The sequence below is a fragment of the Streptomyces sp. NPDC001315 genome (assembly GCF_042896175.1).
In the GTDB taxonomy this organism is placed as follows: domain Bacteria; phylum Actinomycetota; class Actinomycetes; order Streptomycetales; family Streptomycetaceae; genus Streptomyces.
This window is the reverse complement of sequence record NZ_JBIAWZ010000009.1, coordinates 164,459-187,591: the sequence shown is the minus strand read 5'-3', so window position 1 is coordinate 187,591 and position 23,133 is coordinate 164,459. Positions and strand designations below refer to the sequence as shown.

Here is a 23,133-nt window from a genome sequence, read left to right as displayed (position 1 = left end):
CGGCTTCGCGCATCACGCGCCGGCCGCAGCGAATCGGAGGACCCTGTGACCGTCGACTACCTCGTCATGGCCGGATACCTGCTCGGCATCGTCGGCGTCGGCTGGTGGGGCAAGAAACGCGCCGCCTCCAAGAGCGACTTGCTGGTCGCCGGAAGACGACTCGGCCCGCTCATGTACACCGGCACCATGGCCGCCGTCGTCCTCGGCGGCGCCTCCACCATCGGCGGCGTACGCCTGGGCTACACCTACGGCATCTCCGGCGCCGCCATGGTCTTCGCCATCGGGCTCGGGCTGCTGGCCCTGAGCATCTTCTTCTCCGCCCGGATCGCCCGGCTGCGCGTCTACACCGTCGCCGAGATGCTCTCCCTGCGCTATGGCGACGCTGCCAGCGTCATCTCCGGCGTCGTCATGTGGATCTATACCCTCATGCTGGCCGTGACCTCCACGATCGCCTACGCCAGCGTCTTCGACGTCCTGTTCGACGTACCGCGCTGGGTCGCCGTGGTCATCGGCGGCACGATTGTCGTGGGCTACTCGGCGCTCGGCGGAATGTGGTCCATCACGCTCACCGACATGGTGCAGTTCGTGGTCAAGAGCATCGGTGTGCTCGTCCTGCTGCTGCCCATCGCGGTGGTCAAAGCCGGCGGCTTCGCCGGCATGGCCGACCGACTGCCGCACGACTACTTCTCCCCCACCTCCATCGGCGGGCAGACGATCTTCACTTTCGTGCTGATCTACACCTTCGGCATGCTCATCGGGCAGGACATCTGGCAGCGGGTCTTCACCGCCCGAACCGACAAGATCGCCGCTTGGGGCGGCACCGTCGCCGGCGTCTACTGTCTCGTCTACGCCCTGGCCGGAGCCTTCATCGGAATGGCCACCAAGGCGCTCTACCCCAGCCTGGCCAGCGCCGACCAGGCGTTCGCCACCATCGTCAAGCACGCCCTGCCCACCGGCATCAAGGGCCTGGTCCTGGCCGCCGCCCTCTCCGCGATGATGTCCACCGCCAGCGGAGCCCTGATCGCCTCCGCCACGGTGGCCACCAACGACATCTGGGCCCGGCTGCGCCACCGCGGCCACCGCACCCCCCAGACCGCCGTCGGCTCGCGGGAGCACGACGAGGTCGGTTCTCATCGCCTGGCCATCGCCATCCTCGGCGTGACCGCCATGGTCATCGCCTGTCTGCTCGACGACGTCATCGAGGCACTCACCGTCGCCTACAACCTGCTCGTCGGCGGCCTGCTCGTGCCCATCCTCGGGGGCCTGATCTGGAGGCGCGGAAACCTGCCCGGTGCCATGGCCTCGATGATCGCAGGCGGCGCCACAGTGATCATCTTCATGGTGACCGACGGTCTCCTCGCCAACGAGCCGATCTACTACGGCCTGCTCGCCGGCCTCGTCGCCTACGTGACCGTCAGCCTCGCGACCAAGCCCACCGAGGAAGCGGTCGTAGACGTGTGGCACCGCCGCCTGGCCGGCGAGCCGATCGCCAACCCCGAGCCCGCTGCCGTGTGATGCCGCACCAGTCGGCCTCAGTGACTGTCCACACCCGCGTCGGAGCCAAGTACACCTATGACTCGCCTACTGCTTCCCCCGCACGGCGCGTTCCTCTCCGACGACTCGCGGTGCGCCCACGTAAAGCGTCCGTCTGAGAACGTCGTCGCCTGGTGTCGAGCTGGGCGCCTGCTCACCTTCATCTTCACTCCCACCACCGAAGGAGCCCTCCAGTGACTGCCCCGACGCGCCACACCGACCAGGCCGCCACGGCCGCCGAGGAACTGCGGCTACGGCGTGAACTTGCAGCGGTATACCGCCTGGTGGCGCACTTCCGGATGACTGACCTGATCTTCACGCACATCTCCGTACGGCTCCCCGGACCAGAACACCACTTCCTGATCAACCCTTACGGCCTGTTGTTCGAGGAGATCACCGCATCGAACCTCGTCAAGATCGACCTGGCCGGCCACCCCGTCGAAGAGACCCCCTACCCCGTAAACCCCGCCGGCTTCGTCATCCACAGCGCCATCCACGCCGCCCGTTCCGACGCCCACTGCGTCCTGCACACCCACACCAAGGCCGGCTGCGCCGTAGCAGCCCAGGAAGACGGTCTGCTCCCGCTCAACCAGATCTCCATGGAGTTCTACGGCAGGCTGGGCTACCACGACTACGAAGGCGTCGCACTCAATCTCGCCGAACAGCACCGACTCGTCACCGACCTGGGCGACCACCCGGCCCTGGTTCTACGCAACCACGGCCTGCTGACCGTCGGCGAAACCCCCGCCCAAGCCTTCCTGCGCATGTATTACCTGGACAAGGCGTGTGAGATACAGACCGCAGCCATGGCCACCGGAACCAAGCTCGTCACTCCCCACCCCGACATCTGCGAACTCTCCGCACGCCAACTGGCCGGCGAGGACGAGAGCTCCGACCTCCAGGACGACAAGGCAAACGCCCTTGCCTGGTCAGCACTGCTCCGGCTGGTCGAACGCATCGCCCCCGACTACAAGGACTGAGCCGACGGGACCATCCCCGTGCCAGCAGCATTGCCGGTGAGCTTACGCATCGGACTGCGGCTGCTGCAGGCGTAGGAACTGGCCAGGAATCCCAAGCATCTTTAGAACTCTGTGTGTGCCTGGGGTTTCCGGGCTTTTCGGGCGCGGCGTGGCCGTGTGCGGTTGCCGTCCGGTGGTCCGATCCTCGGGGTGAGGGGGTCAGGGTGCTGTGCGAGCGCATCCTCCAAGAACTCATCGAGGCAGCCGAGGTGACCGAGGCCATCGGTATCGCGGCCATTCGTCCGGGAGGAATTGTCATTCCTGAAGGGGCGGGGCAGTCCGCGTTGAGGTCCACGGCCCGCTCGACCATGTCATCGAAGACCGCGCTGCACTCGATCTCCTGGGCAAGCGGGTTGAGGCGGTTCACGACGTCCGTGGCCGGCTGAGACCACGGGTCCCGGCCGCAGCGGCGTGATGTCGTCACATCGCGTGCTTCACGTGTTCTCGCCGTCACCCGCGCTTGGGCCAGCCCCCGACCGGACCGCCGCCCTAGCCCACCGCCCGCTCGATGAGTGCGCCGATCCGCGCCTCGTCGTCGGCACTCAAGTCGGTCAGGGCATAGGCGGCCGGCCACATGGTGCCGTCGTCGAGCTTCGCCTGGTCGCTGAAGCCGAGCGTGGCGTATCTCGTCTTGAACTTCTGCGCGCTCTGGAAGAAGCAGACGACCTTGCCGTCCCTGGCATAGGCGGGCATGCCGTACCAGAGCTTCGGTGAGAGGGCCGGCGCGCTGGACTTGACGATGGCATGGATGCGCTCGGCGAGAACGCGGTCCGCTTCCGGCATCTCGGCGATCTTCGCACGCACCTCGCTGTCCCCGTCCACCTTGGCCGCGCGCGAGCCGCGGCGCGCGGACGCCTTCAGCTCGTTGGCGCGCTCCTTCATCGCGCTCCGCTCCTCGTCCGTGAATCCGTCGTACTTCTTGTCGGACGCGGTGGTGCTCTTGGTGGACGTCTGCTCGTTCTTCATGCAAGTTCCCTTTCTTCCAAGGCTTCCTCGGGACCAACTCATGCTATAAATCTGCGCCAACTGCGGGCTTCTCCGAAGCTGATCGATTGCCCGGGGGAGCACGGTGGCGGTGCACACCCGGCACCCACACACCGGGCTACCACCCGTTACGGGCCCAGGTTTTGGCCCGCCGCCGACCGGCGTGTCACAACTCACGGGGGTGCGAGCGCCCGGTCTCCGTCTCAAAAAGCCGACGCCCCTGGCAGCCGCGCCCCGCGCGCTCGACTTGCGCACGTTGCGTGTTCCTCACCTGCCGCGCCGCGGGTTTGGGCAGCCGCACATGGTCTACTCCAAGTCCCCGACGGGGTGCTCGTCATGCCCTCCAGCAGTAAAATGGCTGGTGAAATGGCCTTCTGGGCGGGACCTTGTTGTGCGGGATGAGCCGTATGTTCCGATCGGTTGCCCGGTCGGTCGCGGTCGTCACTTGCTGTGGACCCCGAAGATCATCTGTCGGCCGCTGTTCGCCTGCCGGACCCGTGACCGCGGTCCACCGTTGGGCGGCACGTTGAAATCTGCTCGACGGCGTCCAGGCCGACTGTGGCCGGATGCACCGAGCCGTGTCGCCGAAAGGAACCGACCGTGCACTCCATACCCCCTGCCTCCCCACTGTCCGTCCGCAGGGTGGCACTCGCCGCCGCCACCGTGCTGCTGTCGTCCGCAGCAACCGCTGCGCCTGTGCACGCCGCGAGCTACGGCACGCCGACGATCAAGCTGTCCACGTCCTACCTCTCCGGCGCCGTAGGGGCGACCGCCGACCCGACCGTCATGGTGACCGTCGCCCAGAGCGGCGCCGACGCCTCCGCCCTCACCGTGGCCGCGTCGAAGACCAGCAAGTCCTCCGTGGCCGCGGCCACCGACGTCACGGTCACCGGGACCGCGGGCACCCGCACGGTGGCAGTGACCGCCCGGGGCCAGGGCTACACCGACCTCACGTTGAAGGTCACCGGCCTGGGCGGCAAGACCGCGACCACCACGCTGCACTACGCCGCGTCGCCCGCCGTGCAGAACTCCGCCGACGCCCGCTACCTGACCGGCGCCAGCGACGCCTCGGCCGCGGTCTCCGTGGGCGGCGGCTACCTCCTCGTCGCCAACGACGAGGACAACACCTTGCGGCTGTACGACGGCAGCGTCTCCGGGGCTCCCGTGAAGACCTGGGACCTCGACGGCGCGCTCGGCGCCGACAAGGAGGTGGACATCGAAGGGGGCACCCTCGTGGGCGACACCGTCTACTGGACCGGCTCCCTCGGCAACAACAAGGACGGCGAGTACAAGGCGGACCGCAACACCGTCTTCACGACCAAGCTGACCGGCTCCGGCGCCTCCACCGCGCTCACCTTCGGCACCGCCGGCCACACCCTGCGCGACGACCTCGTGGAGTGGGACGAGGACAACGGCGACCGCTTCGGCTTCGCGGCCGGCACGGAGGCCGGCTCGATCCCCAAGGCGATCGACGGATTCAACGTCGAGGGCCTGGAGTTCGCCGGCGACAGCACCACCGCCTACCTCGGCTTCCGCGCCCCGCTGGTGCCGCCGCAGAGCGGCGGCAAGGCGCTCGTCGTGCCGGTGACCAACATGAACCAGGTCGCCACCGGCGCCCACGCCACGTTCGGCACACCGATCCAGTGGGACCTCGGCGGCCTGTCGGTGCGCGACATCCGCCGTAACTCCCTGGGACAGTTCCTGATCCTGGCCGGTTCCTGGGCAGCCGACGACAACGCCGACCCCTACGCGCTGTACTCCTGGGACGGCGCCGCCGCAAACCAGCCGGTGAAGGTCCTGGACCTGCCGACCACGGACGCCGGCGCCTGGGAATCGATCGTGTCGGTCCCCGACCTCGGCCAGTCCGGCGCCCGCGTGCAACTGATCACCGACGACGGTGCCGCCGACCTGTACGGCGACGGAACCGAGGCGAAGGACCTCGAGCACCCCGAGTGGCAGAAGTCCCGCAGCACCTGGTTCACGCTCGGCTGACCGGCCGGTGCCGGTCCCGCCACGGGACCGGCACGCTCTGGGGCCCACGGTACCGACGCCCTCACGCGTGGCGCCCCGCCGCCCGGATCCGATGGGCGACGAGAAGCTGACCGGGGCGAGACGTCCATGCGCTCACGGTGGTCCGTGGCCGTCGCCGTCGACGAGCACAGCGGCGCAAAGAGTCGCTGCCGAGCTCACAGCCGCCCACGCAAAATGCTCGACTGGGAAACCCCGGCCGAGCATCTGCATGAACCGCCCCGCGGCGGATCAACTCACTGCCACGCCCCCTCGAATCTGCCGACCACCAGGGCCACTGCAGTCGCGGACGCTGTGGATCAGAGGGCGGTCATGACGTGCTTGATGCGGGTGTAGTCCTCGAAGCCGTACGCGGAGAGGTCCTTGCCGTAGCCGGACTTCTTGTAGCCGCCGTGCGGCATCTCGGCGACAAGGGTCATGTGCGTGTTGATCCATACGCAGCCGAAGTCCAGCGCCTTGGACATCCGCATCGCCCGCGCGTGGTCCTTCGTCCACACGGACGAGGCGAGCGCGTACTCGACGCCGTTCGCGTACGTGACGGCCTGCGCCTCGTCGCTGAAGGACTGGACCGTGATGACCGGGCCGAAGACCTCGTTCTGGATGATCTCGTCGTCCTGCCGCAGGCCGGAGACGACCGTCGGGGCGTAGAAGTAGCCGCGCTCGCCGACCCGGTGACCGCCGGACTCGACCGTGGCATGGCCGGGCAGGCGGTCGATGAAGCCGGAGACCTGCGCGAGCTGGTTCGCGTTGTTGAGGGGCCCGTAGAGCACGTCCTCGTCGTCGATGCTGCCGCCGGTCTTCGTGTTGGCGGCGGCCTTGGCGAGGGCCTTGACGAACTCGTCGTGGATCGACTCGTGGACCAGGACGCGGGTCGCCGCGGTGCAGTCCTGCCCGGCGTTGAAGAATCCGCCGATGGAGATGCCTTCGACGGCCGCGGCGATGTCGGCGTCCTCGAAGACCACCGCGGGGGCCTTCCCGCCCAGTTCGAGGTGGACGCGCTTGACGTCCTTCGCCGCGGACTCGGCGACCTGCATGCCCGCGCGGACCGATCCGGTGATGGCGGCCATGGCGGGGGTCTTGTGCTCGACCATGAGCCGGCCGGTCTCGCGGTCGCCGCACACCACGTTGAAGATGCCCGCCGGAAGGTCCATCTCCTTCAGAATGTCGCCGATGATCCCGGCGAGCAGGACGGTGGACGCCGGGGTGGTGTCGGACGGCTTGAGGACGACCGTGTTGCCCGCGGCGATCGCCGGGGCGAACTTCCATACGCCCATCATCAGCGGGTAGTTCCACGGTGCGACCTGCGCGCACACGCCGATCGGCTCGCGCCGGATGATCGACGTCATGCCCTCCATGTACTCGCCCGCCGACCGTCCCTCCAGCAGACGCGCGGCACCGGCGAAGAACCGGATCTGGTCGACGATCGGGGCGATCTCCTCGGTGAGGGTCAGGGCGCGCGGCTTACCGGTGTTGCGGCACTCCGCCTCGGCGATCTCGTCGGCCCGGGCCTCCACGGCGTCCGCGATCTTCAGCAGCAGCCTCTGCCTGGTGGAGGGCGTGGCGTCGCGCCAGACTGGGAAGGCCGCTGCCGCGGCGTCCATCGCTGCGTCCACGTCGGCTGCGCCCGAGAGGGGCGAGTGCGCGTAGACCTCGCCCGTGACGGGGTCGGTCACATCCAGGCGGCGCCCGTCGGCCGCGTCGACGTACTCGCCGTTGATGTAGTTGCGCAGCGTACGCAGCTCGCTCATCGCTCTGTCCTCATCGTCCCTGCCCCGCCGCGCTTCGCGCCGATGGCATATCCGTTTTCCGTGGTCGTCCGGGGATTCGTGGCCTCGCGCCACGCGGGGTCAGGCCTCCGCCGCTGCCGAGAGGTGTTCGTGCACGGCGAGCCAGCGACCGGAGTCCTGGCGCTGGAACACGATCGTCTCGCGCTCGTGGAGGGTCTCCTGGCCGGCGGTGGTGCTGACCGTGGTCTCGACCTGGTGGCTGAACACGGCGGTGTCACCGAGGGATTGCACCAGTTGGCCGGTGGACGTGCAGGCGAGGACGCGGAAGTCGTCCTCGGCGACCCAGCGGTCCCACAGGGCGCGGTAGTCCGCGGTGGAGGTGAGGCGCTCGGGCGTGGTGTGGAAGACGAACGTCGCGTCGGGCGCGAACGCCGCGAAGTAGTCGTCGAGGCGGCCTTCGCCGAACGCGGACACCAGGGCGTCTGCGGCCTTCAGAACCTCGTCGTTCATCGGGGGTGCTCCTTGCGTGGTGGGTTCAGCGAGTTCAGGGGATTCAGGGGGGTCAGCCGATGCGGGCGACGGCCCGCACCGGGGCCCCGTCGGCGGCGGGCAGCCGCAGCGGCAGCAGGGAGACCTCGATGGGCTCCCCCGCCGCCTGCGCTTCGAGCAGCGGGGCGAGACCGGTGAGGTTCTCGGCGATGACGGCGTGGGCGCCGCACAGGACCTGGTGGGCGGGAAAGTCGTCGCCGGGGGTCGGGTCGACGCTCAGCGCGTCGATGCCCACGGTGCGGACTCCGGCGGCGACGAGGAGCTCGGCCGCCTCCCGTGTCAGATACGGGTGCGCGAGATAGTCGTCCGTGCCCCAGTGCCGCGACCAGCCGGTGGCCACGAGCACGATCACCCCGGGCCGTAGACGGCCTTCGAAACCTTCGAACAGGGACGGTCCGAGCGATGAGCGGGGCCGCGCGTCGCGGGCATCCACGACGACGGCCTCGCCCACGAAGCGCTCCAGGGGCAGCTGGTCCAGGGTCGGCAGTGCGTCGTCGATGTGGAACGGTGCGTCGACATGGGTGCCGGACTGCGAGCCCATGTCCAGGTGCAGGACGTTCACACCGTCGGCGGCGACGTTCAGCGCCGGGCTGACGGCCACCGCAGGGTCGCCGGGGTAGACCGGCATCCCGGTGGCGATCTCCACGGAGAGGTCGACGAGGCGCACGGCGCCGTCACACCCCTTCGGCCATGGCGACCACGGGCGCTCCGGTCTCCGTGGTGATCGGCAAAACGGGCGTGTCCGAGGAGCGGACCAGGCGCGGGCCCTCGGGCCCGTAGACCTCACGCGGCTCGGGGAAGATCCACAGCAGCGCCATGTAGAGGATCGCGGCGACGCCCAGGCCGACCGGCAGCGAGAGGTCGACACCGCCGGCCAGGTCGCCGAGCGGGCCCACGAACTGGCCCGGCAGGTTGACGAACGTCAGGGCGAGGAGCGCCGAGGTCAGCCAGGCGCCCATGCCGCGCCAGTTCCAGCCGTGGTTGAACCAGTAGCGGCCACCGCGGTGGCGCCGGTTGAACACCTGGAGCGAGTCCGGGTCGTACCAGCCGCGACGGGTCACGAAGCCGAGCATCATGATCACCATCCAGGGGGCGGTGCAGGTGATGATCAGCGTCGCGAAGGTGGAGATGGACTGGGACAGGTTGGCGGCGAAGCGGCCGACGAAGATGAACCCGATCGACAGCACACCGACGAACAGCGTCGCCTGCACCCGGCTGAACCGGGTGAACACGCTGGAGAAGTCCAGGCCGGTGCCGTAGAGCGAGGTGGTGCCGGTGGACATGCCGCCGATGAGCGCGAGCAGACACACGGGCAGGAAGTACCAGCCGGGCGCGATGGCCAGCAGGCCGCCGACGTAGTTCGGGGCGCTCGGGTCCATGTACTTCGCTGCCTTCTCCGCGATGATCGAGGCGGTGGCCAGGCCGAAGAAGAACGGCAGGATGGTGGCGATCTGGGAGGCGAACGCCGCCGTGATGACCTTGCGGTGCGGGGTGGCAGCGGGGATGTAGCGCGCCCAGTCGCCGAGGAAGGCACCGAAGGACACCGGGTTGGACAGCACGATCAGCGCCGAGCCGATGAACGCGGGCCAGAACCCCGCCGTGGACGTCGAGTGGAACGCTCCCTGGTAGCCGGGGTCGAAGTCCCCGACGAAGGCGAAGAAGCCGAGGACGAACAGCAGGGAGGCCGCGATCACCGCGATCTTGTTCACGAAGAGCATGAACCGGAAGCCGTACACGCACACCGTCAGCACCAGCAGCGCGAAGATTCCGTACGCGATCGCGAACACGCCGTCGTTCTGCGGTACGCCCATCAGCCGGTGTGCGCCGCCGACGAGCGCGTCGCCGGAGGACCACACCGAGATCGAGAAGAACGCGATGGCGGTGAGCAGCGACAGGAAGGAGCCGACGATGCGCCCGTGCACACCCAGGTGCGCCGAGGACGAGACCGCGTTGTTGGTGCCGTTGCGCGGACCGAACACCGCGAGCGGTGCGAGGATCAGCGCGCCCGCCACCAGGCCGAGCACGGTCGCCGCCAGGCCCTGCCAGAAGGACAGCCCGAACAGGATCGGGAAGGCGCCGAGCACGCAGGTGGCGAAGGTGTTGGCACCGCCGAACGCGACCCGGAACAGGTCGAGGGGGGTCGCGGAGCGGTCCGCGTCGGGGATACGTTCGACACCGTACTGCTCGACCTCGGTCAGAGCGGGGGAGTCACTCATCTGTCCTCCTTGAGAGCGAGCAGGCTGATCAGGTCGTAGGCGACGTGCGAGGCCGCGACCGCGGTGATCTCGGCGTGGTCATAGGCGGGTGCGACCTCCACGACGTCGGCGCCGACCAGACGGCTCCCGGCCAGTCCGCGCAGGATCTCCAGGAGCTCCCGTGAGGTCAGGCCGCCCGCCTCCGGCGTGCCCGTGCCCGGGGCGTGGGCCGGGTCGAGGCAGTCGATGTCGATGGAGATGTACAGCGGACGGTCTCCGATGCGCTGGCGCAGCTGGTCGGCGACTTCGTCGGCGCCGCGCCGGTACACGTCGGCCGAGGTGACGATGCCGAAGCCCAGCTTCTCGTCGTCAGTCAGGTCCTGCTTGCCGTACAGCGGGCCGCGGGTGCCGACGTGCGAGAGGGCGGAGGTGTCGAGGATACCTTCCTCCACGGCACGGCGGAACGGAGTGCCGTGCGTGTACTCGGCGCCGAAGTACGTGTCCCAGGTGTCCAGGTGCGCGTCGAAGTGGAGCAGCGCGACGGGGCCGTGCTGTGCGGCGACGGTGCGCAGCAGCGGCAGGGCGATGGTGTGGTCACCGCCGATGGTGACCAGCCGGGTGCCGTCGGCCTGGAGGGCGGCCGCGGCGTCCTGGATGGTCTCGATGGCCTCGTTGATGTTGAAGGGATTGCAGGCGATGTCGCCGGCGTCGGCGACCTGCTGGGTGGCGAACGGGGAGACGTCCAGCGCCGGGTTGTAGGGGCGCAGCAGCCTGCTGGCCTCACGGACCGCGGTGGCGCCGAAGCGGGCTCCGGGCCGGTAGGAGACTCCGGCGTCGAACGGGACACCGACCACCGCCACGTCGGCTCGGGCCACCTCGTCCAGGCGCGGCAGCCGGGCGAACGTCGCGGGTCCCGCGAAGCGCGGCACCCGGGAGGAGTCGACAGGTCCACGGGGATCGACGGAACCTCGGGCTTCGGTCATTGCCTGATGCCTTCCCTTCTCACATACGCCGGGACCGCCCGGCACGGCTGAGTCTCCGCGTGTGCCGCGCTGACGGACAATTGTGGCAGGCACAGACAGTTAGGCTGGCTTTGTGGACGGGAACAAAAAGCGCGGGGTGAGTGTCCGGGAGGTGCTGTCGTATCCGGCACTTCAGCTGCGGCTGCTGGCGGGGGGAGCCGGCCTGGACCGCTCGGTGTCCTGGGCACACGCCAGCGAGCTGGAGGACCCCACCCCGTGGCTGCTGGGGGCCGAGATCATCATGACCACGGGGCTTGCCCTGCCGCGCTCGGCCGCGGGGCAGCGTGCCTACCTGGAGCGACTGGACGACGCCGGGGTGGCCGCCCTGGCGGTGTCCGTGCAACTGCACATGCCTCCGCTGCGGAGGGCGTTCTTCGACACGGCGGAGGAGCGGGGCATGCCCGTTCTGGAGGTGCCGCTGGCCGTGCCGTTCATCGTGGTCGCGCAGGAGGTCGCGGCGGCGGTCCAGGAGGACTCCAGGCACCGGCTCGGGGCACAGCTCCAGGTGTTCGGGGCGCTGCGCTGGCTGGCGGCGGAGAACCTGGACACCGCGACGCTCTTCCGCCGTCTGGAGAACCTGTCCGGGTACGACGTCCGGCTGTGCACCACCCAGGGCCGGCCCCTGCTGCCAGGGGTGCCCGTCCCCGAGCCGTCGCTGGTTCCCCAGTCCGCGGACGCCCCGCCGACCATCCCCGGCGGGTTCGTCCTGCCGGTGCCCTCGCCGGGCGGCGCCGCCGGCTTCCTGATCGCGCTGGAACGGGACGGCGCGCGCCCGGCCGGGCTGGCGGTCGTCCAGCACATCGCGACGGTTGCCGCGCTGCAGCTCGCCGTGATCCGCACCGAGCGCGAGACGCTGCGCCGTGAGGGCACCGAGATCCTCGCCGAGATGCTCCAGGGAACCCTGGACCAGGAGGCCGCCGAGCGCCGGCTGCTGCGCCACTCCCTCGAGGGCGCGACCGAGCTGACCGTGGTCCGGGGCGTGACCGAGCAGGCGCTGCTGCGCACCCTGGACGACGAGCCGTTCCTGCTCCTCAACCGCGGTGAGGACCGCTACCTGCTCGGGCCGCCCCGCCTGGCCGACACAGTCGCTGCTCTGCCCGGCGTCGCCGCCGGAGCCAGCCGGCCTCTCCCCTGCGGCGCGTCCCTGCGCATCGCCCAGCGCGAGGCCCGGTGGGCGGTCTCCCAAGCCGCCGCGTCCGGCCGCCCACTGGTCCGTTACGGCAACGACCCGGCCGGCCGCTGGCTGCCCGACGACCCCGCGGCCCTGGACGCGTTGGTCGAGCAGGTCCTGGGTGAAGTGCTGCGCTACGACACCGCCCACGACGCGCAGCTGCTGCTGTCGGTGCGCACCTGGATGGAACGCGACCGGCGCACGGACGACGCGGCTGCGGCCCTGCACATCCACCCCAACACCCTCACCTACCGGCTGCGCCGCTTCAGCGCGCTCACAGGCCGCGACCTCTCGTCCACCGGGGCCTTCACGGAGGTGTGGATGGCCATCCGCTCCGCGTTGGAACTGGGGCTGCTGGACTGACCGGGGCGGGTCCATGCCCTTCCGGGCTCATCATCCCCGGCGTGCTGTGGACGCCGGACGGCACCGCCGGTACCCGCCCGCTGATCCTGCTGGGACACGGCGGCGGCCAGCACAAGAAGGCCCCCGGCAGCATGGCTCGGGCCCGCCGCTTCGCGGCCGAGTGCGGCTTCGCGGTGGCGGCCGTCGACGCGCCCGCCCATGGCGACCGGCCGCGAACCGAGGAACACAACCGGCTCGTCGGCGAGATGCGGAACCGCATGCATACCGGTGGCGACGTGGCTCCGGTGCTTGCCGAAGTCCACACCCTCGCCGTCGGCCAGAGCGTCCCGGAATGGCGGGCGGTCGTGGACGCGGTCCAGGAACTCGACCACGTCGGCGCCGGCCCGGTGGGCTACTGGGGGCTGTCGTTGGGCTGTGGGCTCGGCGTTCCGTTCGTCGCCGCCGAGCCCCGCGTCCGCGCGGCGATGCTGGGCCTGAACGGGGCGGAGACCTCGGCCGAGGCCGCCGCGCGGATCACCGTACCGGTGGAGTTCCTGGTGCAGTGGGACGACGAGCGGGTGCCGCGGGCGGCGAGTCTGGCGCTGTTCGACGCCTTCGCGTCGGCGGAGAAGACGCTGCACGCCAACCCCGGCGACCGCGGGGAGGTCCCGGCGTTCGAACTGGACAGCTCGCTGCGGTTCTTCACCCGGCACCTGAGCTGATACCCCTGTCGTCCGCGACGCGCTGATCGGGTTCCACGCCCGATCAGCGCGTTCGGCACACACTGGCCCGGCGTGGCCGTCCGGACGAGTTCGGGCCGCCGTGCCTCAGGTGAGTGGCGGCTCCAGGGTTGCGGGGGTGGGGCCGTCGGGGCGGACGGTGATGCCGTACACCGCGTTCGTGGGGGTGGAGGAGAAGGCCAGGGTGTGGGCGGGCAGCAGGTGTTCAAGCAGGACGGTCGATTCGCGAAGCGCGAATTGCAGACCGAGGCAGGCGCGGGGACCGATACCGAAGGGGAGGTAGGCGCCCGGGTGGGTGGGCCGGCCGTCCTGGGTGATGAAGCGCCGCGGGGCGAAGTGCTCTGGGTCCGGCCACAGTTCGGGGTCGCGGTGCGTGAGGAACGGGCAGATCAGGATGTCGGTGCCCGCCTCGACGGCGTAGCCGGCGAGGGTGTCCGCCTCGGTGGCGTGGCGGGGCAGGATCCAGGCGGATGGGTAGAGCCGGAGTGTCTCGTGGACCAGGGCCTGGATGGCCTGGCGGCGTTGCGTTGACCCTTCGCCGCCGGCGGCAAGAGCTTGTTCGCGGGCGGCGGGGTAGCGGTCGAGGAGCAGGTAGAGCCAGGTCAGGGTGGTGGCGGTGGTCTCGTGCCCGGCCGCGAGCAAGGTGACCAGTTCGTCGCGGATCAGCCGGTCGGTGTACTCGGGGCGCTCGGTGGCGGCGTCGGTCAGGACATGCAGCAGGCCCGGGCCGTCGGGTCCGGCCGCCCCGCTACGGGCGGCCTCGATGGCGTGCTGGGCGACCGCGTCGATCCGGGCGAGATCGGCGGCAACGGCGTCGTGGGCGTCGGCGACATCGGCGGGCAGGGTCGGCAGGGCTTCCGCCACGGTTGCCACGGCGGCCAGTTCGCGCTCGGTCCCGTCATCTAGGGGGTGCCCGGTGAGAGAGCGCCAGATGGCGTCCAGGGCGAAGCGGCGCATCTCCCGCCCGACATCAAGGGTCTGCCCGGTACTGGCGTACTCGGCCCAGCGCACGGCAGTGGTCCGGGCAGCCTCGGTGATCCGCTGTTCGTAGCGGCGCATCCCGGTACCTGTGAACTGGGACTGCAACAAGCGACGTTGCCGTTTCCACGCCTCACCGGTGGCGGCGAGGACGCCGTCGCCGATCAGCAGCCGGGCGCGGTGGGAGCGCTTGACGTACCGCTCCGGGTGCCGGGCGAGTACGTGCTGGACCGCCTGCGGGTCGGTGACGAGAACGGTGGGGGCCGGCCCGAGGCGGAACGCGGCGATGCCGCCGAACCGCTGGCGCACCTGGGACAGCAGCTCGACCAGTTCGCCTCCGCTCGAGCGCCACCGCTGCACGAGTGCAGGCTCGGCTTCGGGCACCGGCCGTCCCGCTCCGGGAACGCGCGGAAGGGAGCCGGGAGTGGCTTCGGTGTCCATGTTTCCTCTCCTGGTCAACCGCTGAGCTCGGCCGCAACGGAGCGCCGACCCGACGGACTGTACGGGAACAGACAGATCTGGTGACAGTCCACCTCGGCCTGGCCACTGCCCGGGCGTGTCCCCGGTCCGGTGCCCTGCGCCACGCAGCTCGGCCCGGCGCAGAGGCGGTTGCCCCAGGTCCTCAAGACCCGGGGCACACCACGGAGTTACTTCAGATAGGGGCCGTCGCTTCCGATTTTGCCTGGGCCGTTCAGTACGTACAGGCGCAGGTTGCCCTTTCCGGGGGCCGCCACGGACAGAGAGCCGTTGGTGACGGTCTTGACGTCGCCGGTGACGGCGTCCCGGTAAGTGCCGTTGGGGATGCCGGTGTACGTGGCGCTGCCGGTGACGGTGACGAGTGCGAAGCTGTCCGTACTGCCGCTGGTGTAGCGCCGTTTGAAGGCCATGCCGCCGCTGATGCCGTCGGTGGAGTACTGGCCCATCTGGAGGGCCGGGACTGCCCGGCGTATCTGGTTGAGCCGCTGGAGGTGCTTGACCAGTGGCTGGGAGAGGGTGGTGGCGACCTCGCCGCTCGCGGAGTCGACCTTGCCGAAGTCCGAGACGGTGACGGTTCCGGTCAGGTGGTCGCCGTAGTAGGCACGTCCGGTGGAGGCCAGCGGGCAGGTCGGGCCGCAGTCGATCTGTTTGCCCTTCTGGAACTCGATCTCCGAGCCGTAGTAGAGGGTCGGTATACCGCGGAAGGTCCACATCAGGGACATGTTCTCGGCCCAGGCGTCGGTGCCGCCGCTGTAGCGGGTGCTCGACTTGTTCGGTCCGTAGTCGTGGCTGTCGACGTAGACGACGTTGTAGGTGGCGTCGTTGACGCTGTCGTCGGAGTCCTTGCCGTTGTTGTAGGCGTTCTGCGCGTCACCGAAGTTCATGTGCATGCGCATGTCGATGATGTTCATGCCGGAGAACTGGCTGTGGTCCGGCGTGTGGTAGGTGTTGCCGTCGAGGAAGGCGTTGGTGGAGGTCGGCTGGTTGCCGGTGCCCAGTTGTTCCTCGTAGTTGTACTGCTCCAGGGCCGCCGCCTCGTCGTCGGCGCTGTATTCCTTGCGTTCCTTCCAGGTGTAGAACTGCGCCGAGTGGTTCACCGAGCCACGGTTCCACTTGTCGTTGACGAAGGCGCCCACCTCGCCGAAGACGAGGAAGTTCTGGGCTGCGTCCGCGCCGAACTTCTGCGTGACCCGTTCCTGGATGGCGGGCAGGAATCGCCGGTTCCAGGTGACCCGCGGGACGTGGACGGCCGTGTCGATACGGAAGCCGTCCACCCCCATGTCGATGTACTTGTCGTACGCGCCGATCAGGTAGTTCTGTACCGGTGTCGACTCGGTGTCGAAGTCGGCCAGGTCCTCGTGCAGCCAGCAGGAGCGCGAATCCTCTCCCTCCCAGTTGCCGATCCAGCACTGGTGGTAGTACGCCTTCGGGAACATTCCGGAAGTGGGGCTGGGCCACTGGCAGTTGTAGATCGTGTAGCCCTCCGCGCTCTTGCCGCCGGTGGGCTTGCCCCAGTTGAGGCAGGTGTTTCCGGCCGGTTCGGCGGTGGACCACAGGTCGCCGTTGTAGTACGACTTCCCGGACTTCGGTTCGACGGTCAGGCCGTCGTACTCGAAACCCTCGTCCTTCTCGTCGTAGTACCAGCTCCACTGGCTGTCGCGGACGCCGTACACGGTCGGCGTGAACAGGCCCTTGGCGCCCCAGCGGGAGCTGTGGTTGTACACCACGTCCTGGTAGATCTTCATGCCCTTGGCGTGGGCGGCGTTGATGAGATCCTGGTAGGAGGCACCCGCGGACTCCAGGCGCGGGTCGACCTTGTAGAAGTCGTAGCCGTGATAGCCGTGGTAGTCGTAGTCCGAGCGGTTGAGGACCACGGGGGTGATCCAGACGGCCGAGAAGCCGAGGGCCTTGATGTAGTCGAGCTTGTCGACCAGGCCCTTGAAGTCCCCTCGGAACATGGGGTCGTTGTTGGCGGCGTTGCCGGACTTCACGTCCTGGCTGCCGCCTCTGTTGTTCGAGCTGTCTCCGTCGTAGAACCGCGCCGTGAGGACGAAGTAGATGGGATCCTTGCGCGGATCGGTGCCGAGCGGGGTCCCGGATGCCGGCTCGGGCGCCTGCTCACCCGTGGTGGCGGTGACCGCGGCTGAGGCCGGGGAGGTGTTGCCGGCCGCGTCGACCGCCTTCACCGTGTACGTGTAGGCGGTCTTCTCCTCGAGTCCGGTGTCCGAGAAGACCGTGGAGCCGACGTCGCTGACGACCGTGCCCTTGGTGCCGCCGGTGCGGGTGACCTGGTACTTGACCACGCCCTTGTTGTCGGTCGCCGCGTCCCAGGTCACCACCACGGACGTGTCGGTGGCCGTCGCCGTGACCTGGGTGGGCGCGCTGGGGGCTTCGGTGTCCGGCTCCTCGGCGACGCACGGGTCGGCGGCGTCCTTGGTGACGGTCCTGTCCTGGACCGTCACGGTGCCGGTCGGGATCGTGTAGTCGGCGCTGTTGTTGTTGTCCCAGACGCCATTGCCGTTGTTGAACGCCGCTCGCAGGGAGGTGGCCGTGCCGATGTCGAGGGTTTTCTTCCACCAGCCCGTGCAGGCGGCTTCCATGCCGACGCCCGGGACCGTGGTCCAGGAACCTCCGGCGGGCGCGTAGTGGATGTTGGCCGTGGTCCAGCCGGTGGTTGCGGTCGAGTAGTAGACGGTGGCCTGGTTTCCGCTGCCCGTACCCGTGTCGGCGCACGGGTCGCTGTGGGCGATGACGCCGTCCTTGACAGTGATCGTTCCCGTGCCGAGCGCGTAGTTGCTGCCGGCGTTGTTGTCCCACGTGCCGGAGCCGTTGTTGAAGGTGGCCTGGAGTCCGGTGGCCGTACCGAGGTCGACGGTCTTCTTCACCCAGTCCGTGCACGCGGCGTCCATCGCCACCCCCGGAACCGTGGTCCATGAGCCGCCGTCGGGGGCGTAGTGAAGGTAGGTGGAAGGCCAGTTCTTGGTCTTCGTGTAGTAGAAGACGGTGGCCGTGTTCGTCGTGTCGGCCGCGGTCTTCAGCGCGACGGGGTCGGAGTCCGGCACGCCCGTCAGCAGTCCTGACAGTCCGGCCGCCGCCACGCACACCGCGAGCAGGCGTCGCAGTCGGCGTGGCGGTTTCCGTCTTCCACGGCTCGTGGGTGCGGGTCTCATGGCCTCCCCTTGTGCTGCAAAAACCACCGGCAAGTTCCTGAAACTTCTTGCAGCGGAAGCTACAGGTGCATGACAGTCATGTAAATGGATGGAGCGTCGCTTCCCGCAGAAGGTCGGTCCACGTCCACGTCAACTCGCTGATTCCGGGCCGGGTATGGCAGGGGAGCCCGGTGCACGGGGCCTGAGCACAGGGCCATTGACTTTCATGCCCGCGTCGTAAGCGCGGCCGGCCGTGCCGACAGCGGGGGCGGCCTTGACCGGCTGGGAGTCGACGATCAGCGTCACCGCGCACGGGCAGCGGCCTGATCAGTGCGGATCTGCGCGGCGGGATCGTCGGGAATAGCGTGGAGAGGAGCGGCACCGGGACGGGACGAACCTCCCGATGCATTTCCTTCGGCGAGGGGGAAGCGCAACAGGGAGGAAGAGCCATGCCCTGGAATCTGAACGGCACGTACCTGGAGAGCTGCAACTGCGACGTGGTGTGCCCCTGCACCACCTCGGGCCTCACCGCACCGGCCGACCATGAGCGTTGCCAGGTGACCTTCGCATTCCACGTGGACCGCGGGAACGTGGACGGCGTGGATGTCTCCGACCGCAGCGTGGCCGTCTTCATCGACGCACCCCAGGTGATGGCCGACGGCGGCTGGCAGGTGGCGTTGTACGTCGACGCTTCGGCCGACGACGGCCAGGCGGAAGCGCTGGGCAAGGTCTTCTCCGGCCAGGTCGGCGGGCCGATGGCGGCGCTCACTCCGCTCATCGGCGAGGTCCTCGGCGTGGAACGCGTCCCCATCGACTACCGTGACGACGGCCGCCGTCATGCCGCGCGGGTGGGTGACGCCATCGACATCGAGATCAAGGACCAGGTTGCCCCGCAGTTCGGCGAGAACGGTCCGGTGATGGGCCTGACCGGCATGTTCCACCCGGCGAACAGCACGCTGACGATCGCCCGGTCCACCCGCGCGACGGGCGCCGGTGTGTACGGCCGGTCCTGGGACTTCACCGGTGGCAACGGACACTCGGCGCCCTTCACGTGGTCCGCATGACCGGTGGGCCGGTCACCGTCCGCCGCAGGGCGGGCCCTGCCGGGCTGTTGCTGGTCGCGGCGGCCGCCGCCTGGGTCTGGGTGGTGACGCGCTGGGGTGGCATGCAGGCGATGCCCGGCACCATGGGCCTGGGACCACCTGCTTTCCTGGCCGTGTGGACGCTGATGATGGCCGCGATGATGCTGCCCGCCACGGCGCCCGTCGCCGCGCTGTACGCACGCACCATCACCGTGCACCGGGCGCCGCGCATGGTCGTCTTCACTGTTGCCTACCTGCTCGTCTGGGCTGCGGCCGGGCTGCCGGCGTACGCCCTGGCCGCCGGCCTGGGCCGGGCGGCGAGCCTGCCCGCCGCGGCGGGGACCGCAGTAGCCGCGGCCGTGTTCGCGGTCAGCGGCCTCTACCAGCTCACGCCCCTCAAAGACCGCTGCCTCGCGAGATGCCGCTCGCCGCTCGGGCTGATGCTGCGCTACGCCTCATACCCGAGGCACTCGCGCGATCTGCGTGCCGGAGCCCACCACGGGGCCTTCTGCCTGGGCTGCTGCTGGTCACTGATGGTGCTGCTTGCGGCGTTCGGTGTGATGAACCTGTGGGCCATGGTGATCCTGGCCGCCGTGATCACCGCTGAGAAGCTCGCTCCGGCCGGTCGCCTGGTGGCCCGTGCCGTGGGGATCGCCTCGATCGCCCTGGCCGTCGCCGTCTTCTGGGTCCCGGCGCTGGCCCCGGGCCTCACCGGCGGCGGTACGCCCGGAATGTGAGACAACCTGTGCCTGGCCCATTGGGGATGGCGCGCCGGGTGCGCAGGAGGGCATGCCTCACGGGGCTGCCGACGGGTAGTCGCCAGCTCGTCGAGGCGGGCCGGGCCACGATGCCGGCCTGGAGCCGCCGGGCCGGTGGCGCGGGTATCCGGCGTTCGTGAAGCGTGCCCGCCACAGGTCGCGGAGGAATCTGCTCGACCCGCTCGACGCTCACGCTCCAGTCATCGGCGATCTTGGCGACTGTCATGCCGCCGGCGGCCTGCCGGGCAACGCGGAACCGCGCGCCCTGCCACTTGGAACCAAGCTGATCCGCGGGACCGAAGAAGGCCCAAGCCCCTGCACGTGCGGGGGCCAGAATTGCCCAACGGGGGGGCGTCAGACCCGCTCCAGAGGCCGGTGCGGCCCCTTGGGAAGCTGCGCCTTGATCGTGTCGCCCGGAAGCACCGCACCGCCCTCCTTCACGATGGTCATGATTCCGGCCTTGCGCACGATGTTCCCGGCTTCGTCTCGGCCGACAACCTGCTTCAGCAGCCCGTCTTGGAAGTTGTCGATCTGCAGGCAGGGATTGCGCAGGCCCGTCACTTCCAGCACCGCATCGTCCCCGATCCGCAGCAGCGTGCCGACCGGCAGCCCGAGCAGATCAATACCGCGGGTGGTGATGTTCTCGCCAAGGTCACCGGGCACCACCTCGAATCCCTCTGCACCGACCTCCGCGAAGAGCTCTTCATGGATGAGGTGGACCTGGCGCAGGTTCGGCTGGGTGGGGTCCTGCGCTACCCGCGAGCGGTGCTTGACCGTCACCCCGGCATGTACGTCACCCTCCACACCGAGCCCGGCGAGCAACGTGATGCTGTCCCGGTTCGGCTTGGTGAACGAGTACTCGCCGTTGCTGCTGACCGCCGTAACTATCCCGCTCATCCTCGGATCCCCCTCCTCAGCGACAACGATCAGCCACGACCCTAACCCTCCGGCCTCAAGGCTGCAGCAGAGACCATCAATCGCCGGTGAGGCCGTAAGCCTCGATATTCTGCGCGGCGTGACCAACTCATACGCGAGTTCCGACGATACCGAGGTTGCGATAGCTGGGGCATGCGCCGGTGCGGACGTGGTACGCGCCAGGTACGGTCAGCGGCTCACCCGCATCGACAAGGGCTCCGGAGATTTTGCCACGGCTGCCGATGTGGAGGCTGAGAAGAGGATCCTTGGCGTCATCCGTGCTGCTCGGCCCGATGACGCGGTGCTCGGCGAGGAAGGCGGACAGCAAGGTGCCGCGGACGCTGTGCGCCGGTGGTTGGTGGATCCGTTGTGCGGCACGCTGAACTACGCCGTCGGCAGCATGCTGGTGGCCGTCAATGTGGCGCTGCGCAATGGGCCGGCGGCGGTGGCCGACCCGTTCAGCGGCGAGGTTTTCTTCACCGACGGCAAGACCGCCTGGGTGCGGCATGACGGGCTCGACGCCCCGTTGGTGCCCACGCCTGCCACCCGACTGGTGGACGTCAACCTGGATCCGCCGTTCCCGAGTGCGCCCGGGTTCCGGGCCGTGGACCTGCCGGCCCACCCCGACTTCGTCGAGCGGTTCCGGCCGCGGGTCGTGTCCACGACGCTGGCGTTGGCGTGGGTCGCGGCCGGCAAGCGGGCCGCGTACGTCACCGATGGCGGTGACCTCTCGGAAAGCGTGCATTTCGCGGCCGGTATCGCTGTGTGCCGGGCTGCCGGCTGTGTGGTCACCGCGATCGACGGCGCCCCGATCGGACAAGCAGGCCGCGGGCTTGTGGTGGCGGCCGACGCGGAGACCCACGCGCTGCTGATGTCGATGATCCGCAGCCGAAGCCAGTGCTGTCACCAAACGCCGGTTGACGGCCCACCTCAGCCATGGTGAATGCGAACAACACACAGCCGCCTTCCGTACTCTCGCTATGACAAGGCTGTGCTGCAGTATTTGTTGCTGCCCTGCCGCATCAGATCAGACGGCACACGTATTTCGTTCCGCTTACGCCTGCGGGCCTGCTTCTCACGGCCTGCCGGCACACGAAGGGTTGTGAGCATCATGTCCGAAAGCACTGCCGGTACCACCGGGTTGACATCGCAGTACGCCGCTCAGGTGGCAGGTGACCTCGAGCGCAATCTCAAGGAGCAGGATCGAATCGGAGGTGAAATCGCCGCACTGGCGGAGCAGTTGTCTGCGCTGCAGGAGGATCACGCGGTTCTGGTGAACATCCAGCAGGCCCTCGGTGTCACACCGGCGCCCGCCGAGCCTGCGGCCGAACCCGCTACCGCAGTGCCCGCTCCCCGCAAGAAGGCCACGGCCAAGGCGGGCGCGGTCAACAAGGCACGGGCCAAGAAGTCCGGTGCTCCCAGCGGGAAGCCGACGGTCAAGAGGAGCGAAGCCGGAACTCCGGCCGCACAGCCCGCTCGGCCCACGCTCGTCGACATCGTCCGCGAGCACCTGAACGGACAGAGCGAACCGCGCTCCGCAGCCGAAATCGCCACCGCCCTGGGACAGCAGCACCCCGAGCGCACCATCAAGGCGACCGTCGTGCGTACCACGCTCGAAGGGCTCGTGGCCAAGAACCAGGCCCACCGCGCCAAGCAGGGCGCATCCGTCTTCTACACGGCACCCGAAACACCGAAGCCGACCGCGGCGGCCGACCAGAGCCAGGAACAGCCCGCCTGACGGCAGCGCCGACCACTACGGCACAAGGCGGTCACCGCCCTGCCGGAGGTACTGAACTTCATCAGCCGCAGGGCAGGATCAGAGCGTCGTGCTGCGCGGCGGGACAACTGACGAGCGCCTCCGGGTGTCCTGCCGGAGTCCGCCGCGAAGAACCGCCGCCAGGTGTCCGCCGCCAGGTCGTCAGTAGTGGCGCTGCATGATGTCGGTCGCCCAGTCCGGCTGGGCGGTGGGGCCCTCCGGCCCGAACTCGTCCATGTAGGGCTTGATGTCTACAACGGGGGTTGCCGGCTCGTGCAGCCGTGATTCGCGAGCGGCCGGTGGGCACCTCGGCGCGTCGTGGAGGAACTGGTCCGACCTGCGGAGAAGATCTGGTCATGACCGACGCGACGAAAGCAGTCCTCGAGGGCGGCCCCGGCGATCTTCCTGAGCGGATCGTTTCGGTTCCCGCGCCCGGGTCCGACATCAAGGTCCCGTTCCGTGGAGGGTACGAGCACTTCAGGGCCACCACACGTCAGCAGGAGACCTCAGCAGGCCGGTTGCCCGTCTACGAGTGGTGGGAGCGCACGGAACTCCCGGGATAGGCACCCGTTCGGAGCGTGACGCCGGACGTGTGCGTCCGGCGGCGAAGTGCGTCGTGATGCGTGCACCGGATCAGGGACGGGGCCGGCTGGTGCGAGCCGGACGCGATGACAAGGGGCCGGGCAGGGCGTGCCGTCCGAAAGGGTC

19 protein-coding genes and 1 pseudogene are annotated in these 23,133 nt (G+C 69.2%); 10 read left to right on the top strand and 10 right to left on the bottom strand.

From position 1 onward, the window contains the following. Nucleotides 1–45 precede the first annotated feature (45 nt). A complete protein-coding gene (locus tag ACFY16_RS25030; RefSeq protein ID WP_390649406.1) occupies nucleotides 46–1,515 on the top strand; it encodes a sodium:solute symporter in 1,470 nt (489 codons plus the stop codon). A 212-nt stretch (nucleotides 1,516–1,727) separates the two neighbouring features. Continuing rightward, the gene (locus ACFY16_RS25025) at nucleotides 1,728–2,513 is read left to right on the top strand and encodes a class II aldolase/adducin family protein (RefSeq protein WP_390649405.1); all 786 of its coding nucleotides are present in this window, start codon (nucleotides 1,728–1,730) and stop codon (nucleotides 2,511–2,513) included. Nucleotides 2,514–3,041: 528 nt separating this feature from the next. On the opposite strand, the gene ACFY16_RS25020 is transcribed toward ACFY16_RS25025, so the two are convergent. Beyond that, nucleotides 3,042–3,518, bottom strand: a complete 477-nt coding sequence (locus tag ACFY16_RS25020) for an iron chaperone (RefSeq protein WP_390649404.1) — start codon at nucleotides 3,516–3,518, stop codon at nucleotides 3,042–3,044. Between the two features lie 618 nt (nucleotides 3,519–4,136). On the opposite strand from ACFY16_RS25020, the gene ACFY16_RS25015 reads away from it, so the two are divergent. Continuing rightward, nucleotides 4,137–5,528: a DUF3616 domain-containing protein gene (locus ACFY16_RS25015; RefSeq protein ID WP_390649403.1), complete on the top strand. Its 1,392-nt coding sequence runs from the start codon at nucleotides 4,137–4,139 to the stop codon at nucleotides 5,526–5,528. 335 nt (nucleotides 5,529–5,863) lie between these two features. Here ACFY16_RS25015 and ACFY16_RS25010 read toward each other — a convergent pair whose 3' ends face one another. The 5 genes from ACFY16_RS25010 to speB all read right to left on the bottom strand — a co-directional run bounded on the left by ACFY16_RS25010 (nucleotide 5,864) and on the right by speB (nucleotide 11,018). Continuing rightward, a complete protein-coding gene (locus ACFY16_RS25010) occupies nucleotides 5,864–7,312 on the bottom strand; it encodes a gamma-aminobutyraldehyde dehydrogenase (RefSeq protein WP_390649402.1) in 1,449 nt (482 codons plus the stop codon). Nucleotides 7,313–7,411: 99 nt separating this feature from the next. Next, entirely contained in the window at nucleotides 7,412–7,801 is a 390-nt protein-coding gene (locus tag ACFY16_RS25005; protein WP_390649401.1) for a YybH family protein, read from the bottom strand. Between the two features lie 52 nt (nucleotides 7,802–7,853). Further along, the gene (locus ACFY16_RS25000) at nucleotides 7,854–8,507 is read right to left on the bottom strand and encodes a cyclase family protein (RefSeq protein WP_390649400.1); all 654 of its coding nucleotides are present in this window, start codon (nucleotides 8,505–8,507) and stop codon (nucleotides 7,854–7,856) included. A 7-nt stretch (nucleotides 8,508–8,514) separates the two neighbouring features. Next, nucleotides 8,515–10,056, bottom strand: coding sequence for a purine-cytosine permease family protein (locus tag ACFY16_RS24995; RefSeq protein WP_390649399.1), 1,542 nt, complete (start codon nucleotides 10,054–10,056; stop codon nucleotides 8,515–8,517). Further along, entirely contained in the window at nucleotides 10,053–11,018 is a 966-nt protein-coding gene (gene speB, locus ACFY16_RS24990) for an agmatinase (protein ID WP_390649398.1), read from the bottom strand. Before speB ends, ACFY16_RS24995 begins: the two co-directional genes overlap by 4 nt. A gap of 112 nt (nucleotides 11,019–11,130) precedes the next feature. Between speB and ACFY16_RS24985 the strand changes: the two genes are divergently transcribed. Together ACFY16_RS24985 and ACFY16_RS24980 are read left to right on the top strand one after the other, a co-directional pair. Continuing rightward, a complete protein-coding gene (locus ACFY16_RS24985; protein ID WP_390649397.1) occupies nucleotides 11,131–12,591 on the top strand; it encodes a PucR family transcriptional regulator in 1,461 nt (486 codons plus the stop codon). Next, a complete protein-coding gene (locus tag ACFY16_RS24980; protein WP_390649499.1) occupies nucleotides 12,588–13,292 on the top strand; it encodes an alpha/beta hydrolase in 705 nt (234 codons plus the stop codon). The genes ACFY16_RS24985 and ACFY16_RS24980 overlap by 4 nt, the downstream gene beginning before the upstream one ends. Nucleotides 13,293–13,397: 105 nt before the next feature. Here the strand turns inward: ACFY16_RS24980 and ACFY16_RS24975 are convergent, their stop codons facing one another. Further along, the gene (locus tag ACFY16_RS24975) at nucleotides 13,398–14,729 is read right to left on the bottom strand and encodes a cytochrome P450 (RefSeq protein ID WP_390649396.1); all 1,332 of its coding nucleotides are present in this window, start codon (nucleotides 14,727–14,729) and stop codon (nucleotides 13,398–13,400) included. 206 nt (nucleotides 14,730–14,935) lie between these two features. Next, nucleotides 14,936–17,935 carry a carbohydrate binding domain-containing protein gene (locus ACFY16_RS24970; protein WP_390649395.1) on the bottom strand — a complete coding sequence of 1,000 codons (3,000 nt, stop codon included), beginning with the start codon at nucleotides 17,933–17,935 and terminating at the stop codon, nucleotides 14,936–14,938. Between the two features lie 428 nt (nucleotides 17,936–18,363). On the opposite strand from ACFY16_RS24970, the gene ACFY16_RS24965 reads away from it, so the two are divergent. Together ACFY16_RS24965 and ACFY16_RS24960 are read left to right on the top strand one after the other, a co-directional pair. Further along, entirely contained in the window at nucleotides 18,364–18,978 is a 615-nt protein-coding gene (locus ACFY16_RS24965; protein ID WP_390649394.1) for a DUF1326 domain-containing protein, read from the top strand. Continuing rightward, nucleotides 18,975–19,733 carry a DUF2182 domain-containing protein gene (locus ACFY16_RS24960; protein WP_390649393.1) on the top strand — a complete coding sequence of 253 codons (759 nt, stop codon included), beginning with the start codon at nucleotides 18,975–18,977 and terminating at the stop codon, nucleotides 19,731–19,733. Before ACFY16_RS24965 ends, ACFY16_RS24960 begins: the two co-directional genes overlap by 4 nt. 187 nt (nucleotides 19,734–19,920) lie before the next feature. Here the strand turns inward: ACFY16_RS24960 and ACFY16_RS24955 are convergent. After that, nucleotides 19,921–20,007: pseudogene (locus ACFY16_RS24955) on the bottom strand (DinB family protein); the annotation flags it as partial. 101 nt (nucleotides 20,008–20,108) lie between these two features. After that, nucleotides 20,109–20,651, bottom strand: coding sequence for an MOSC domain-containing protein (locus ACFY16_RS24950; protein ID WP_390649392.1), 543 nt, complete (start codon nucleotides 20,649–20,651; stop codon nucleotides 20,109–20,111). Between the two features lie 118 nt (nucleotides 20,652–20,769). On the opposite strand from ACFY16_RS24950, the gene ACFY16_RS24945 reads away from it, so the two are divergent. The 3 genes from ACFY16_RS24945 to ACFY16_RS24935 all read left to right on the top strand — a co-directional run bounded on the left by ACFY16_RS24945 (nucleotide 20,770) and on the right by ACFY16_RS24935 (nucleotide 22,988). After that, nucleotides 20,770–21,612, top strand: a complete 843-nt coding sequence (locus tag ACFY16_RS24945; RefSeq protein WP_390649391.1) for an inositol monophosphatase family protein — start codon at nucleotides 20,770–20,772, stop codon at nucleotides 21,610–21,612. A gap of 168 nt (nucleotides 21,613–21,780) precedes the next feature. Further along, nucleotides 21,781–22,407, top strand: a complete 627-nt coding sequence (locus tag ACFY16_RS24940; RefSeq protein ID WP_390649498.1) for a hypothetical protein — start codon at nucleotides 21,781–21,783, stop codon at nucleotides 22,405–22,407. Nucleotides 22,408–22,781: 374 nt separating this feature from the next. Further along, nucleotides 22,782–22,988 (top strand): DUF5988 family protein, encoded by a 207-nt coding sequence (locus tag ACFY16_RS24935; RefSeq protein ID WP_390649390.1) that lies wholly within the window; start codon nucleotides 22,782–22,784, stop codon nucleotides 22,986–22,988. The last annotated feature ends 145 nt before the right edge of the window (nucleotides 22,989–23,133 follow it).